General features: G+C 69.6%; 18 protein-coding genes. 13 read left to right on the plus strand and 5 right to left on the minus strand.

Annotation, left to right across the window (positions count from 1 at the left end; all coding sequences use genetic code 11):
• Window positions 1-402 precede the first annotated feature (402 nt).
• From ACQEVY_RS25790 to ACQEVY_RS25820, 7 genes are all read left to right on the plus strand, one after another.
• Window positions 403-1,617 (plus strand): hypothetical protein, encoded by a 1,215-nt coding sequence (locus tag ACQEVY_RS25790; protein WP_432951826.1) that lies wholly within the window; start codon window positions 403-405, stop codon window positions 1,615-1,617.
• 558 nt (window positions 1,618-2,175) lie between these two features.
• Window positions 2,176-2,925 (plus strand): LmeA family phospholipid-binding protein, encoded by a 750-nt coding sequence (locus tag ACQEVY_RS25795; protein WP_432951827.1) that lies wholly within the window; start codon window positions 2,176-2,178, stop codon window positions 2,923-2,925.
• Between the two features lie 269 nt (window positions 2,926-3,194).
• Window positions 3,195-3,278 (plus strand): putative leader peptide, encoded by an 84-nt coding sequence (locus ACQEVY_RS25800; RefSeq protein ID WP_352376456.1) that lies wholly within the window; start codon window positions 3,195-3,197, stop codon window positions 3,276-3,278.
• 155 nt (window positions 3,279-3,433) lie between these two features.
• The gene (locus tag ACQEVY_RS25805; protein ID WP_328770672.1) at window positions 3,434-4,279 is read left to right on the plus strand and encodes a sulfurtransferase; all 846 of its coding nucleotides are present in this window, start codon (window positions 3,434-3,436) and stop codon (window positions 4,277-4,279) included.
• Window positions 4,280-4,323: 44 nt separating this feature from the next.
• A complete protein-coding gene (locus tag ACQEVY_RS25810; RefSeq protein ID WP_190087958.1) occupies window positions 4,324-4,611 on the plus strand; it encodes a DUF1416 domain-containing protein in 288 nt (95 codons plus the stop codon).
• Window positions 4,612-4,779: 168 nt separating this feature from the next.
• Window positions 4,780-5,046, plus strand: a complete 267-nt coding sequence (locus tag ACQEVY_RS25815) for a DUF3099 domain-containing protein (protein WP_328770673.1) — start codon at window positions 4,780-4,782, stop codon at window positions 5,044-5,046.
• Window positions 5,047-5,093: 47 nt separating this feature from the next.
• Window positions 5,094-5,477 (plus strand): VOC family protein, encoded by a 384-nt coding sequence (locus ACQEVY_RS25820; RefSeq protein WP_432951828.1) that lies wholly within the window; start codon window positions 5,094-5,096, stop codon window positions 5,475-5,477.
• A gap of 6 nt (window positions 5,478-5,483) precedes the next feature.
• On the opposite strand, the gene ACQEVY_RS25825 is transcribed toward ACQEVY_RS25820, so the two are convergent.
• Window positions 5,484-5,846, minus strand: a complete 363-nt coding sequence (locus ACQEVY_RS25825; RefSeq protein ID WP_432951829.1) for a DsrE family protein — start codon at window positions 5,844-5,846, stop codon at window positions 5,484-5,486.
• Window positions 5,847-6,139: 293 nt separating this feature from the next.
• Between ACQEVY_RS25825 and ACQEVY_RS25830 the strand changes: the two genes are divergently transcribed.
• The 3 genes from ACQEVY_RS25830 to ACQEVY_RS25840 are packed head-to-tail and all read left to right on the plus strand — an operon-like array spanning window position 6,140 to window position 8,208.
• Window positions 6,140-6,715, plus strand: coding sequence for an FABP family protein (locus ACQEVY_RS25830; RefSeq protein WP_432951830.1), 576 nt, complete (start codon window positions 6,140-6,142; stop codon window positions 6,713-6,715).
• A 19-nt stretch (window positions 6,716-6,734) separates the two neighbouring features.
• Window positions 6,735-7,208, plus strand: coding sequence for a Fur family transcriptional regulator (locus tag ACQEVY_RS25835; protein ID WP_432955390.1), 474 nt, complete (start codon window positions 6,735-6,737; stop codon window positions 7,206-7,208).
• Window positions 7,209-7,242: 34 nt separating this feature from the next.
• The gene (locus ACQEVY_RS25840) at window positions 7,243-8,208 is read left to right on the plus strand and encodes a YgfZ/GcvT domain-containing protein (RefSeq protein WP_432951831.1); all 966 of its coding nucleotides are present in this window, start codon (window positions 7,243-7,245) and stop codon (window positions 8,206-8,208) included.
• 22 nt (window positions 8,209-8,230) lie between these two features.
• On the opposite strand, the gene dtd is transcribed toward ACQEVY_RS25840, so the two are convergent.
• Window positions 8,231-8,656: a D-aminoacyl-tRNA deacylase gene (gene dtd, locus ACQEVY_RS25845; RefSeq protein ID WP_432951832.1), complete on the minus strand. Its 426-nt coding sequence runs from the start codon at window positions 8,654-8,656 to the stop codon at window positions 8,231-8,233.
• A gap of 178 nt (window positions 8,657-8,834) precedes the next feature.
• Between dtd and ACQEVY_RS25850 the strand changes: the two genes are divergently transcribed.
• Together ACQEVY_RS25850 and ACQEVY_RS25855 are read left to right on the plus strand one after the other, a co-directional pair.
• On the plus strand, window positions 8,835-9,479 hold the full coding sequence (locus tag ACQEVY_RS25850) for an RsiG family protein (RefSeq protein ID WP_432955392.1): 645 nt from the start codon (window positions 8,835-8,837) through the stop codon (window positions 9,477-9,479).
• A gap of 232 nt (window positions 9,480-9,711) precedes the next feature.
• The gene (locus tag ACQEVY_RS25855; protein ID WP_432951833.1) at window positions 9,712-10,500 is read left to right on the plus strand and encodes a carbonic anhydrase; all 789 of its coding nucleotides are present in this window, start codon (window positions 9,712-9,714) and stop codon (window positions 10,498-10,500) included.
• A 147-nt stretch (window positions 10,501-10,647) separates the two neighbouring features.
• Here ACQEVY_RS25855 and ACQEVY_RS25860 read toward each other — a convergent pair whose 3' ends face one another.
• The 3 genes from ACQEVY_RS25860 to ACQEVY_RS25870 all read right to left on the minus strand — a co-directional run bounded on the left by ACQEVY_RS25860 (window position 10,648) and on the right by ACQEVY_RS25870 (window position 12,951).
• Entirely contained in the window at window positions 10,648-11,379 is a 732-nt protein-coding gene (locus ACQEVY_RS25860; RefSeq protein ID WP_432955394.1) for a DUF1775 domain-containing protein, read from the minus strand.
• A gap of 164 nt (window positions 11,380-11,543) precedes the next feature.
• Window positions 11,544-12,158: a sigma-70 family RNA polymerase sigma factor gene (locus ACQEVY_RS25865; protein WP_432951834.1), complete on the minus strand. Its 615-nt coding sequence runs from the start codon at window positions 12,156-12,158 to the stop codon at window positions 11,544-11,546.
• 82 nt (window positions 12,159-12,240) lie between these two features.
• Window positions 12,241-12,951: a hypothetical protein gene (locus ACQEVY_RS25870; protein ID WP_432951835.1), complete on the minus strand. Its 711-nt coding sequence runs from the start codon at window positions 12,949-12,951 to the stop codon at window positions 12,241-12,243.
• A 210-nt stretch (window positions 12,952-13,161) separates the two neighbouring features.
• Between ACQEVY_RS25870 and ACQEVY_RS25875 the strand changes: the two genes are divergently transcribed.
• Window positions 13,162-14,235, plus strand: coding sequence for a right-handed parallel beta-helix repeat-containing protein (locus ACQEVY_RS25875; RefSeq protein ID WP_432951836.1), 1,074 nt, complete (start codon window positions 13,162-13,164; stop codon window positions 14,233-14,235).
• Window positions 14,236-14,272 lie beyond the last annotated feature (37 nt).

Below are 14,272 nucleotides of genomic sequence, written 5' to 3' on the forward strand. Positions count from 1 at the left end.
GCGCGTCCGGTGCGGGTTGCGCCTCCGGCCGGGGGGCCGAATGCGGCTGCGGCTCCGCCTCCGGGTGCGGGTGTGGGGCCGTCTTCGGCTCGGCCCCCGACTCCGGCTGCGGCGCCGAACGCGGTTCCGGCTGCAGCGCCGGATGCGGGTCCGGCTCCGACTCCGGGTTCGAATCCGGGTCCGGCTCCGGCTCCTGATCAGGCTCCGGCTGAGCCGGTGTATGGGACGGGGCAGGGGTACGGGGTTCTTGGTTCCGGGTGGGATCGCGGGGCTGGGGAGTACGGGGCTCAGGGCCAGGCGTCGGGTTATGCGGCGCCGTCGGCGGATCAGCGGTCCCGGGAGTCCGGGGCTCAATCTCCGGATTTGGATCGGCGGTCCCAGGGATTTGGGGCTCCCGCTCCGGTGTCGGACCAGCGGTCCCAGGCCCAGGGGTACGGGGTTCCGGCTTCGGATCTGCCGTCTCAGGGGTACGGGGCTCCGGGTTCGGCTTCGGACCAGCGGTCCCAGGGGTACGGAACTCAATCTCCGGCTTCGAATCTGCGGCCTCAGGGATATGGGGCTCCCACCCCGGCTTCGGACCAGCGGTCCCGGGAGTACGGGGCTCATGTTCCGGCTTCGGACCAGTCGTCCCAGGGGTACGGGGCCCAGGCTTCGGCTTGGGATCAAGCGGACCAGGGCCAGGGGTACGTGCAGGGGCCCGCGTACGGGGACTTCGCGCCCGCGCCCGCGTCTGCCGCTGCACCTGCGTCCGTGCCCGCAACTGCGCCCGCGTCGGCGGCAGTTGGCGATCCGGCTGCCGCTGGCCCTGCCTCCGGTTCCGCCCCCGGCTACGGACCGCCCACCCTCACCGGCAACCCCCGCGTCACCGACGCCCAGCGGGCCCGAGCCGAAGGGCGTTCGCCGATCATCGAACCGGGCGGGCAGCCGGCCGTGCTGACGGCGGTACTCGGGTTGCTGCTCGCGGGAACGGCGGCGGTCGGCGAGTACGCACTCGTCGTTCCGCTGGTGATCTTGCAGGCCGTCACCGCGGCGGGTTGGTTCCGGCTGAACGGTATGTGGCCCGCCCGGCAAGGGATCGCGCTGGCCTTCGCGGGCGCGCTCACGGCGGATGCCGTGCTGCTCTCGGCCGGGCGTGAACACGCCCCCGCCGCGATTCTCGGCACGCTCGGCGTGTGGGTTTTGCTCGTACTGGTCCTCCAGCTCCGTAGCCGGGCCGAACCCGACGAGCGGATGTACGGCCTGATGGCCACGGTCGCTTCGACGGCGTTGGCCATCCTCGCGACTGGGCATCTCGCGGCGGTCCCGGACGCGGTGACGGTGGGTGGGGCGGCGGTTGCGGCGGCGATCCTTGCCCGCGCGCTTCCTCTGCCGACGCCGGCGTCGGTGCTGGTTGCCCTGCTGGCGGCGGCGGGTGTTGGCCTCGTGGCCGGTGGTCTGACCGACCTGGGCATGGACGGTGCCCTCCTCGGGGCCGCGGCCGGCGCCTGTGCCCTGATCGGCCACCGGGTCGCCAGCTACGACTACCCGTCCCGTTTCGTCCACTTCACGGCGGGAGTTGCCTTGCCGCTGGCGGCGGCGGCTCCAGCGGTGTACTTGCTGGGCAGGGCGCTGGGCTGAGGGCGGGGTTTTCTCGCCCCCGCCGCCCCTACCCGTCCCATCCTCGGGGCGTTGCCCCGAACCCCACCAGGGGCTCCGCCCCTGGAACCCCGCTGGGGCTGCGCCCCAGACCCCGCCATCGGCCTGGCGGCCTCGTCCTCAAACTCCCCCAGCTACCGCTGGGAGGTGCCCCCAGACGGGCTGATTGATGCGGGCCTGCGCTGACAAAGTTCGGCCGCAAAAATCAGCCCCTTGGGGGTCCCCCCAGCGGTAGCTGGGGGAGTTTGAGGAGCGGGGGTTCGGGGGCTGGCCCCCGAACGGGGTCCGGGGCGGAGCCCCGAGCGGGGCCAGGGGCGCAGCCCCGAGGGGTCTGGGGGCGGATCCCCCAGCGGGGTCCAGGGGCGGAGCCCCTTGGTATGGGACGGGTAAGGGCGGCGGGGGCGAAAACAACCCGCCGAACCAACCGTCACAGCTGATCGACAACCCACCCCACCCCCACCCCCCAACCCCCCACCCGAGTTACCCTCGCTCGACGGCCACCAGAGGCCGTCGATGCCGAGGTGGGGGAAACACCAAGACATGCGCGCACTGCGAATACTCCTGATCGTCGCCGTCATCCTCGGCGGACTCTTCGTCATCGCCGACCGCGTAGCCGTCGGCTTCGCCGAAGACGAGGCCGCGGACCAGCTGAAGACCAGCGAGGGCCTCGCCAGCACCCCCAACGTGTCGATCAAGGGCTTCCCCTTCCTCACCCAAGTCGTCGGCGGCGAACTCGACGAGATAGAGGTAGGCATCCAGAACTACGAGGCGGACACCGGCGGCACCGCCCAGAACACCGGCCCCGAAAAGATCCGTATCGACGACCTCACCGCCCAGATGCGCGGCGTCGCCTTCTCCGGCGACTACAGCTCCGCCACCGCCGACTCGGCCACCGGCACGGCCACGATCTCGTACGACGAACTCCTCAAGGCCGCCAAGTCGGAACCGGTACAGCTCGTGAGCGGCGTCACCGCCAAGGTCGTAGGCCTCTCGGACGGCGGCAACGGCAAGATCAAGGTCGAGGTCGAGGCGACGGTGCTCGGCAACAAGCTCCCCCGGCCGGTCTCCGTGCTGAGCACTGTCAGCGTCGAGGGCGACGTCGTCAGGGCACGCGCCGACTCGCTCCCCGACCTCGGCGTCCAGCTCGCCGAGGACAAGGCCCGCACGGTCACCGACTTCCAGCAGCGCATCGACGGCCTCCCCGGCGGCATCAAGCTCGACAAGGTCGAAGCGGCCCCGAAGGGCGTCGACATCACGGTGAAGGGTTCGGACGTCACACTCGCCGGGTAGGACGGGAGTCGATGTAAGACGGCAGTCGAGTCGATGTAGGACGGCAGTCGATGCGGGGCGGCGGTGCGCGTACCAAACCCCCGCTGTCCGAAAGGCGAGACGCCCCCGTCCGCCTAGCAGATGCGATGAAGACGACGCGTCTGCAAGGCCCGTACGAACGCGACCGGACGCCACTCCACCCGCTCCTCCATCCCGCATCGCGGACAATCGCGTCTCATCATCCGACACGCCGGTGACATGCCAGCCCCACCCTCCCTACGATCGACCCCATGAAGCGACAGCAGGCGGATCTGACGAAGCGGCGGGCAGTAGACCTGTGCCGTGTCGCCGCCATGCTCTGTCGCACCTTCTGAGCGGAAGCGCCGTCTTCCGCGATCCCCGGGCCCTTTGACGCGCTCACCAGGTCAGGGCCACCCCCGTGCGCCACGTACGCCGCCGCTGTCCTGCGCGTACCGCACCCACTCATCGACGTACCGCCCCGCCGTAACTGCTCCGGAGGAGAAACAGAATGAGCCGCAGCGACGTCCTGGTTGACGCGGACTGGGTCCAGGAGCACCTGGACGACCCGAGTGTGGCCGTCGTCGAGGTGGACGAGGACACGTCCGCGTACGACAAGAACCACATCAAGAACGCGATCCGCATCGACTGGACCAAGGACCTCCAGGACCCGGTCCGCCGTGACTTCATCGACCAGGAGGGCTTCGAGAAGCTCCTGTCGGAGAAGGGCATCGCCAACGACACCACGGTCGTCCTCTACGGCGGCAACAACAACTGGTTCGCCTCGTACGCCTACTGGTACTTCAAGCTGTACGGCCACGAGAACGTCAAGCTCCTCGACGGCGGCCGCAAGAAGTGGGAGCTGGACTCCCGCGACCTCGTCGACGGCGCCCAGGTGCCGAACCGCCCGAAGACCGAGTACAAGGCCAAGCCGCAGGACACCTCGATCCGCGCCTTCCGTGACGACGTCGTCGCCGCGATCGGCGCCCAGAACCTGGTCGACGTCCGCTCGCCCGACGAGTTCAGCGGCAAGCTGCTCGCCCCGGCCCACCTGCCGCAGGAGCAGTCGCAGCGCCCCGGCCACGTGCCGAGCGCCCGCAACATCCCGTGGTCCAAGAACGCCAACGACGACGGCACCTTCAAGTCGGACGACGAGCTCAAGGAGCTCTACGCCGAGGAGCAGGTCGACCTCGCCAAGGACACCATCGCGTACTGCCGCATCGGTGAGCGCTCGGCCCTGACCTGGTTCGTCCTGCACGAGCTGCTCGGCGTCGAGAACGTCAAGAACTACGACGGCTCCTGGACCGAGTACGGCTCCCTCGTCGGCGTGCCGATCGAGCTCGGCGCCAACAAGTAAGCCCCCGACCTTTCAACTACCTCTCAGACTCTCAGGAGCAGCACATGTGTGGAGCGAAGGCCGGCGGCCCCGACGCCTCGACGATCAAGCCCGGTGAGACCACCATCCAGGGCCAGGTGACCAAGGACGGCGAGCCCGTGGTCGGCTACGTCCGCCTGCTTGACTCGACCGGCGAGTTCACCGCCGAGGTCCCGACCTCGGCGACCGGACAGTTCCGCTTCTACGCGGCCGAGGGCACGTGGACCGTACGCGCCCTGGTCCCGGGCGGCACCGCGGACCGTACGGTCGTCGCCCAGACGGGCGGGCTGTCCGAGGTCGCGATCGCCGTCTGAACGACGCCTGATTGCCGTCGGATCGCCGTTTGAACGGTCCGACGGCACGCGCCGTATGAAAGGGCCGAAGGGCCGCACCCCTGGGAGTTGGACGCCACCACTTTTGGTCGGGGTGCGGCCCTTCGGCCTGCCCGGAACTCCGGGCCTCTCCGGGCCTACGCTGGATGTATGTACGCACGACGGCGCCACGCCTACTTCGCCATGATGGGCACGTGCATCGGCCTCTTCGTCCTGGCCTGGGGAGTCGTGCGGCTCTGGTCGATGCCCGTGGCCGTCGGGATGTGCGTCGTGGCGATGGTGATTCCGCCCCTCGCCGCCATGGTCGCCAACCGGCGCGGCCCGGACGACCGCTGGTGGGACGACCCCTCCGGAGACCCGAAGTCCGACGAGTGGTGGGACGAGCTGGACGGCAAGAAGCGGCGGCCTGGACGGTAAGAGCGGTAGGACTCGACGGTACGAAGCGCCGCCGCTAGAACTGGGTCATGACTCGTACGAAGGTGTCCACCGTCGTGCTCGACGCGCACGACGCGCATCAACTGGCCGATTTCTACGTGCGGTTGCTCGGGTACGAGGTACGTGGCGACGAGCCTGACTGGGTGCTCATCGGGCCCCGGGACGGGGACGGCGTCTCGCTCGCCTTCGAGACCGAGCGGGAGTACGTCCGGCCTGTCTGGCCCACGCGCAAACCCGGTGACCAGCAGATGATGCTGCACATCGACATCGAGGTCGACGACCTGGAGGGCGAGACCGCACGGGCCGTCGCGGCGGGCGCGACGCTCGCCGAGTATCAGCCGCAGGACGACGTACGGGTACTGCTGGACCCCTCCGGTCACCCCTTCTGCCTGTGGGTGGAGACGCCGGAGTAGGGCGGCTCAGTACACGAGCGCCTGGGTGTCGTCCGCCAGCGCCTCCTGCACGAAGACCTGCGCTCCCGCGATCCGTACGCCCTCGATCACGTCCTTCTCGGTGATGTCCCGCCGGGCCGCGCATTGCGTGCACAGTGTGAGCCGGCCGCCGGCCAGTACCGATTCGAGCAGGTCGGGGAGCGGAGCCGCGTACGGCAGCTCGAACTCGGCGGCCTTGCCCGGCAGCGCGAACCACGCCGACTCACCGGTCAGCCAGAGTGAGACCTCCACCCCGCTGGCCACGGCGACCGCCGCCACCGTGAACGCCTGCGAGCACCGCTCGGGAGCGTCCGCCCCGGCTGTCACCTTGATCACGAGCTTCTTCGCCATAGGAGGCAGCCTAGTCGCGCCCCCTCACGCGCTACCTCGCGAGCGACCTCACACCAAGAGCCGAAGCACGGCCGCGTAAGCTGGAGCCCGGCTCTGTGTACGGGCCCTACGCCCAACCCCGCTCATTCAAGGAGCACCCTGTGCTTGAGATCTTCTTCGAGGTTCTGCTGATCCTGGTCTGCGTCGGCGTTCTCGCCTTCGCCGGGCTGACCGTGAAGAAGCTGTACCAGGGCCAGCGCTGAGCGCCGTCACGGACGCCCCCATCACCCACGTACGAGACTTCTGAGCTGATCATGATCGAGATCCCGTCCGACCTCCACAAGGACCTGGTCCCCCTCGCCTTCCTGCTCGGCAGCTGGACCGGCGCGGGTGTCCACGACTTCCCCGGTGCCGAGAAGTGCAACTTCGGCCAGGAAGTCAGCTTCAGCCACGACGGGCGGGACTTCCTCGAGTACCACTCGCGTACGTGGGTCCTGGACTCCGAGGGCAACAAGGTGAAGCCGCTGGAGACCGAGACCGGCTACTGGCGTATCGACTCCGACCGCAAGGTCGAGGTCGTGATGGTCCGCGACGACGGCGTCGTCGAGGTCTGGTACGGCGAGCTGGCCGACAAGAAGCCCCAGATCGACCTGGTGACGGACGCGGTCGCGCGCACGGCGGCCTCGGGCCCGTACAGCGGCGGCAAGCGCCTGTACGGCTACGTCAAGAGCGACCTCATGTGGGTCGGCGAGAAGCAGACCCCCGAGGTCCCCCTCCGCCCCTACATGTCCGCCCAGCTCAAGAAGGTCGTCAGCCCCGAGGACGTCGAACGCTGGGCCAAGGCCCTCCCGGACGACATGCCGGACGACGGGATCGCCTTCTTCAAGTAGCCATAGACTTTCCAGTGTGGTGAGCACTCAGAGCAGTACCGGAAGCACCGGAAGCAGTGCCGAAGGCACTGACTGGAAGAGTGATCTGCGGCAGCGCGGGTACCGGCTGACGCCGCAGCGGCAGCTTGTGCTGGAGGCTGTGGACTCGCTGGAGCATGCGACGCCCGACGACATCCTCGGGGAAGTGCGGAAGACGGCGTCGGGGGTCAACATCTCCACCGTGTACCGGACGCTGGAGCTTCTCGAGGAGCTCGGGCTCGTCTCGCACGCCCACCTCGGGCACGGGGCGCCCACGTACCATCTCGCCGACCGTCATCATCACCTCCACCTGGTGTGCCGGGACTGCCGGAACGTCATCGAGGCGGATGTCTCGGTCGCCGCCGACTTCACGGCGCAACTGCGGGAGAGCTTCGGGTTCGACACCGATATGAAGCACTTCGCGATCTTCGGCCGGTGCAAGGACTGCACGGCCAAGAGCGCGAGCAGGAAATAAAACACGCAACTACTCGGTCGTAGGGTGTATGCCCATGAAGAGCCCCTTGCTGTCCCTGCCCGGTGCCGTGTCCGCCGAGGGCGTGGACGAAGGCGTCGCCGCGCACTACGGCGACCTGTTCCGCGAACAGCGTGCCCTCGCCGACGGCAGGGGTCTCGTCGACCTCTCGCACCGCGGCGTCATCACCGTCACCGGCGAGGACCGGCTCAGCTGGCTGCACCTGCTGCTCACCCAGCACGTCTCCGACCTCCCGCCCGGCCACGCCACCGAGGCGCTGATCCTCTCCGCGAACGGCCATATCGAGCACGCGCTGTATCTCGTCGACGACGGGACGACCACGTGGGCGCATGTGGAGCCGGGTACGCAGGAGGCGCTGATCGCGTACCTGGAGTCGATGAAGTTCTTCTACCGGGTCGAAGTCGCGGACCGGACAAGCGAGTTCGCGGTCGTGCATCTGCCGGCCGGTTCCATCGCCGAGGTGCCGGACGGTGTCGTCGTACGGGAGATGTCGTACGGGCGTGATCTGTTCCTGCCGCGCGGCGATCTGGAGTCGTACGCGGCGACGAGCGGGCCCGTCGCCGGGATCCTGGCGTACGAGGCGCTGCGCGTCGAGCAGCATCGGCCGCGGCTCGGGTTCGAGACCGACCACCGGACCATTCCGCACGAGCTGGGCTGGATCGGTACGGCTGTGCATCTGCAGAAGGGCTGCTACCGGGGACAGGAGACCGTTGCCCGTGTGCAGAACCTGGGCAAGCCGCCGCGTCGGCTGGTCTTCCTCCACCTGGACGGCAGCGAGGTGCATCTGCCGCCGCACGGGACCGAGATCCGGCTCGCGGAGGAGGGCCCGGAGGGGCGCAAGATCGGTTTCATCACGACGTCCGTACGCCATCACGAGCTCGGTCCGATCGCCCTGGCGCTGGTGAAGCGCAACGTGCCGGTCGACGCACCGTTGATGGCGGACTCGACGGCTGCCTCGCAGGAGGCCGTCGTCGAGGTGTAGGGCCCGGGATCTTTCGCGGGGTTCACATCTCGAGCAGGACCGTGAACGGGCCGTCGTTCGTCAGCGATACGCGCATCTTGGCGCCGAAGCGGCCCGTCGCCACCGTCGCGCCGAGGGCACGGAGCTGGGCGACGACCTCGTCCACGAGGGGCTCGGCGATATCGCCGGGGGCGGCAGCGTTCCAAGTGGGGCGGCGGCCCTTGCGGGCGTCGCCGTAAAGCGTGAACTGGCTGATGACGAGCAGCGGCGCGTCGATGTCGCTGCACGACTTCTCGTCGTCCAGCATCCGGATCGACCAGAGTTTTCGGGCCAGTTGGGCCGCTTTCTCCTTGGTGTCCTCGTGGGTGACGCCCACCAGGACGCACAGCCCCTCGCCGTTGATCTCTCCGACCGTCTCGCCGTCAACGACCACACTCGCGCCGTCAACCCTCTGTACCACCGCACGCATACGGACCATCATGCCGTGCGTCGGCTTGACCTCCGTAGGGGGTTCTCTGAGGTCTGTTTATCACTCCTTAAGCCTCCATCTGGGGCGTATCGGATGCACTCCGGCTCATAGCAGCCTGCGGAGCTGGCACGATGCATCCACACGCCGGTCGAGGGGACGGTTGAGGCATATGAGCACCATGAGCACATCGGGTATGGGGCAGTCACCACCTGCGGTCACGGGGGCCATCGCGGGGGTACGACCGCCCGCGCAGCGGACCGACAGCCCGCCGGTCGAACGCGATCTGTGCGGGCTGGGGCTGCCCGAACTGCGGACCATGCGGCGGGGCGCGCAGCGGGACGAGGCGGATCTCAGCTACGTGCGGCGGCTCGTCCAGGGGCGGATCGACATCCTGCGCGCGGAACTGGGGCGACGGGCCGAGCCTGCCCGGGACGCCGGGTCGTCCGCCGCGGCAACGGCTGCCGAGGGGGAGGCGGTCGGCTCATCCGTCTCTTCTGTCTCATCTGTTGTGGCGCGGTTGTCGGAGATCCTTACGGACATGCCCGCACGGCAGCGTTCGTCGGCCCGGCATGTCACGCTCGGCACGCCGCACGGCGAGGAGTACCGGCGGCAGGCCGCGGACATGCTCGCGGAGGTGGGGCTGTCCGACCTCGAGGCCCGTACGGATCTGGAGCTGAACACCGCGATGGGCCGCCTCGTCCGGTACGAGCAGCAAGTCTCGCGCCGGCGCCGCCAGTTGCAGCGGACGGCCGACGACTGCGGCGCGGAGATCGCGCGCCGGTACCGCGACGGCGAAGCACGCGTGGACGACCTGCTCGTCTGAGGCTGCGTCGAGTTGGCGTCGAGTTCTTGTCGGCGTCGAGCCGCACCGCCCGTACGAGTGACGATCATCGGCCTGGTTCGGCCCTGCTCGGCCTGGGTTACCCGGCGTCACCCGATGTGACGCCGGGTGCGTTGGCCGAGCCCTTCTTTCGCCCTGCTTCAGAGCGGTGCGGACGCTGATCGACAGCCCGCCAGAGTGGCCTTCCCGCACCACACTGGAAGGGGCAAGACACATGCGTAGTGCTGTGCGACCAGAGCGCAGGGCCATTCTCACCGGAGGACTGGCGGCGGCCGCCGCGGCCTTCCTCACCGGCTGTTCGTCGAAGACGGACGGCGGCGGGGCGGCGGGCCAGGCTGCGGCCGCGGGGGCGGCGAAGAAGAGTCCCGCCACGCGGCCACCGGCTGCGGGCGAGCGGCCGGACTCGCCCTGGGCGGCGTTCGCGAGGCTCATGGAGGGCAACGAGCGCTGGGTGGACGGGCAGCTTCGGCACCCGGACCGGGATCCCCGTCGGCGTGAGTTCGTCGCCGAGGAGCAGGACCCGTTCGGCGTGGTCCTCTCCTGCATCGACTCCAGGGTGCCGCCGGAGCTGCTGTTCGACACCGGGCTGGGGGACCTGTTCGTGATGCGTACGGGCGGCCAGGTGGTCGGCGACGTGGTCACCGGTTCCGTCGAGTACGGCCCCATGACCTCCGGCACCCCGCTCATCGTCGTACTCGGTCACCAGCGCTGCGGCGCGGTCAAGGCGGCGCACAAGGCCCTGAAGGACAACAAGCCGCTCCCCGGCAACCTCCAGTCGATCGCCGAAGCTCTGCGCCCCGCGTACGAGGTGATCGCCAAGGAGAAGCACGCGGATCCGGTCGACGCCATGACTCGGGTGCACATCAAGCAGACCTCGGCCGACCTGCGGTCCAACAGGGATCTGGGGCCGCTGGTGGAGAAGGGCGAGCTGGCGGTCGTCAGTGCTTACTACTCGCTGGACTCGGGGCGGGTGGAGGTGCTGACGGGGGCGCCGAGTAGCTGAGGCGTTCCCCGCGCCCCTTTAAAGAGGCCGCAGGCCTCGTTTAAAGGGGCGCGGGGCTGTGTCCATTTGCGGCTCCGCCGCGCGGGCGCGACCAGCCACAACGGACCCGCAGGCTTCCTTCAAGGGCGCGGGCGAGCGCACTCGGCCTCAGGCCGATTCGCCGCGCCGGCTGCGCAGCCACCACGCCCCGCCGCCGAGCACGAGCACGGACGCGGCGATGCCGACCGGTACGGCGACGGGCATGCCGTCGTCGCCCTCCGCGTTGTTCGCCGCGGGCTCCGCCGCCGGGGTCGACGTGCCGGTCTTCGGTTCGCCCGCGGCTGCGTCGGACGAGGGGGCCGAGGGTGTGGGCTCCTCCGAGGGGCTCGGGCTCACGGGCTTGGCACCGGGGGCGGCGGGCTTCAGGTCCAGGCGGGGCGCGGGGTGACCGTGGCCGTGACCGTCCGAGCTCTCTTCTTCCTCGAGTTCGATCCAGCGGTCCACCTTGCCGTCGCTGTAGCTCTGCACCGTCTTGAAGACCAGCGACTTGGCGTCCGGCAACTGCCGTACGTTGACGACGTATTCGGCGTCCTCCCCGACGGCCAGCTTCGGCCCGGAGACGGTGTAACCCCGGTCGGTGGCGGTGAGTTTCCAGCCGGTCGGGCCCTTCTTGTAGGTGACGTCGCCGGGCGCGATGCCCTTCGGCAGGATCACCTCCAGCTTGCTGATGCCGGCCGTGCCGGACTCCGACGCGGCGGAAAAGGTCAGCGGAACGTTCTGGTCGAGGGCCCGGGCGCCCTCCGCCTCGACGTGCGCATGGGCGGCGGCCGGCCCCGCGGTGACGACGGCGACCGCGAACGCGGCTGCCGTGAGGCCGCCGAGAGTGCCAACTCGGCGCAGGCTGCGGGGAAGGGGGAGGGGGAGGGCACGGCTCGCGTACTGCACTGGGGCTCCTAGTAGCGGTGGTGTAGGGGGATTGGTTCGGGTCTCGGGGGCGCCGCCGCCCAGCCCATGAGGCCAGGCGGCGGCAGCGACGTACGGCCGCACAGGGGCCGTACGGAATATCAGGCGGCCACCGCGGCCAGCGGCGCGTGGCCTTCGGCCTCGTACAGTGACTCGATCAGTGAGCTGCGGGCGCGGGCCACGCGTGAGCGCACCGTGCCGACCGGGCAGCCGCTGAACCGTGCCGCCTCCTCGTAGGAAAGGCCCAGCATCTGGGTCAGTACGAAGGCCTCGCGGCGGTCGTCGGGCAGTGCGGCCATGAGTTCCGCGAGGGCGATGCCGTCGTCGAAGCCGGGCAGGCCGCGCGGCTGGGCGTGTTCGGCGGCCGACTGCCAGTTGTCCCGGTCCGACAGGCGGGGTCGGGCGGAGGCGTACCGGAGGTTGTCGACGACCGCGCGGCGCGCGATGGCCAGCAGCCAACTCCGCGCCGAGGAACGGCCTTCGAAACGGTGCAGGCTGCCGAGAGCCCGCAGGAAGGTGTCCTGGGTCAGGTCGTCGGCGGCTTGCGGGTCGGCGCCGAGGTACGTCACGTAACGGATGACGTCCCGGTGGAGGGCGCGCACGAACTTCTCGACGGCGTCCAGGTCACCGCCACGGGCGGCGAGCGCCCAGGACGTTATCGACTCGTCGTGCGGGCCGTCGGCGCTGCGTGTGCTGTGCAGAGCAGGAGTGAACACGGGTGTCCTTCTCGGGGTCCGGGAACCAGGCCGCAGCACAGGGCTCGGCGGTTCCGGTGACTGTGGGTGGCTCCGGCTGTCGTCAGGCGACAGCGGGACCGGCGGGCGGACCCCGAGAAGTGATCGCGTATACGAGGAGGAGCTGCCGCAGCGCGTCAGCCGTACGGCCCCGGCGGGCACGGACGCGCGGGCGGTACGGCGGCGCGGGCAGCCGGAGCGGCAGCCGCAGCGGTGCGACGAGCCACCCGGCGAAAACCCGCAGGATACGGAAGGCGGCGCGCTCACCGTGGGCGAGCCACAGTGCGCCCAGCAGGGCGGCGGCCAGGTGCGCGGCGAGCATGCTCGTGGTGGACATGCCGTCCATCAGATGACCCGCGTGGGCCGTGGACGCGTCCATGGAGGACGTCATGCCCGCCATGTCGTGGCTCATGGAGTGCGCGCCCGCCGAAGCCTCATGGGAGTGCGTGCCGCTCTCCGGCGGCGTGCACAGCAGATGGCGCATCCAACTCTCGGCGAACGACGCCGAATCGGGCCGTACGACCGCCTGGGCGAGCGAGAACACCCCGTGCAGGACCACCTGGGTGGCGACCGCGAGGGAACCGACCACGAACAGTCCGCGTTCCCGGCCGGCCAGACCCCAGGCCATGCCGCCGGCGGCCACGGCTCCGGCGGCCAGCGCCCAGCCGGGCACGGCGACACCGGAGGTCATCACATGCCCCTGGACAGCGAACAGCACGCAGACGACCGCGAACATCGCGGCCCTCAGCGTACGAACACTCCGTCCAGCACTCATGGCGGCTTCATCCTTGCACCGGCAACTGGGCCGTCACAGCCCAATACGGACAACCACCGGGTGGGCCACTCAATCCGGTACGTGTGATCCAGGCCACTGGTGATCCAGGGGCGCCGGTGATGTCGCTGTCCACCCCGCTGCCGTACGGGACACGCCGCCGGATGGCGCATCCGGACTGCGCTGCCGCAACTGGTGCATAAAGTGCGGAATATGACGAAACGTAATATCGCCTACCTGGCGTGCGCAGCAGCGGTCATCGGGACGGGGCTCGGGGCCGCCCCGCCGGCCGCCTCCCATGCGGTCCACGTGGTCCACCCGGGACAGTCGATCCAGAAGGCGGTGGACGCCGCCGAACCGGGAGACACCGTTCTGCTGAGACGCGGCACCTACCGCGAGAGCGTCAACGTGAGCACACCCGGGCTCACGCTGCGCGGCCTGGAGCATGGCGTCGTGATCAGGCCCGGCGCGAAGCCCAGCGCGAAGAAGGCCGCCAACAGCTGTGCCGCGAACGGCAACGGCATCTGTGTGGTGGGGACGAAGACCCGCAGGGTCGAGGACGTCACCATCGCCTCGCTGAAGGTGGCCGGCTTCGCCAAGAACGGCGTGTACAGCGCGCGAACGGACCACCTGACCGTGCGCAACGTGACCGCGGAGAACAACGGGGTGTGGGGCATCGCCCAGGAGACTTCCGTACGCGGTGTGTTCCGCTGGAACACCGCCCGGGACAACGGTGACGCGGGCCTGTTCCTCGCCAACACGGTCACGGCCGAGAAGGGCGCCGCGGACAGCCGGGAAACGGTGGTGGAGCACAACCGGCTGGAGGACAACCGCATCGGCGTCACCGTCCGCCGCCTGCGCAACCTCGGCGTCGTGGGCAACCACGTCACCGGCAACTGCGCCGGAGTCTTCGTCGTCGGCGACGAGAACAAGCCGAGGGCCGGCGACCTGGCCGTACGCGACAACCACATCTCGCGGAACAACGCGTACTGCCCGAAGACCGAACGGCTGCCCTTCCTGCAGGGCTCCGGCATCGTCCTGACCGGCGCCGAGCAGACGCTCGTGAGCGGGAACGAGATCTCGGAGAACGTCGGCACCTCGCCGTTGTCGGGCGGCATCGTCCTGTTCAAGAGCATGGTGGGCGTCACCAGCGAGCGGAACCGGATCAGCGGCAACTGGCTGGAGGGCAACGCCCCGGCCGACATCGTCAACACGGACACCGCCGGCAAGGGCAACACCTTCGAAGGCAACTCCTGCGTGGCCTCCAGGCCCGCGGGACTGTGCTGACCGGCCGGCCGTATCCACCCGAGGATCAAGAGAAGTG

The organism is Streptomyces sp. CA-288835 (genome assembly GCF_050936385.1).
In the GTDB taxonomy this organism is placed as follows: Bacteria; Actinomycetota; Actinomycetes; order Streptomycetales; family Streptomycetaceae; genus Streptomyces.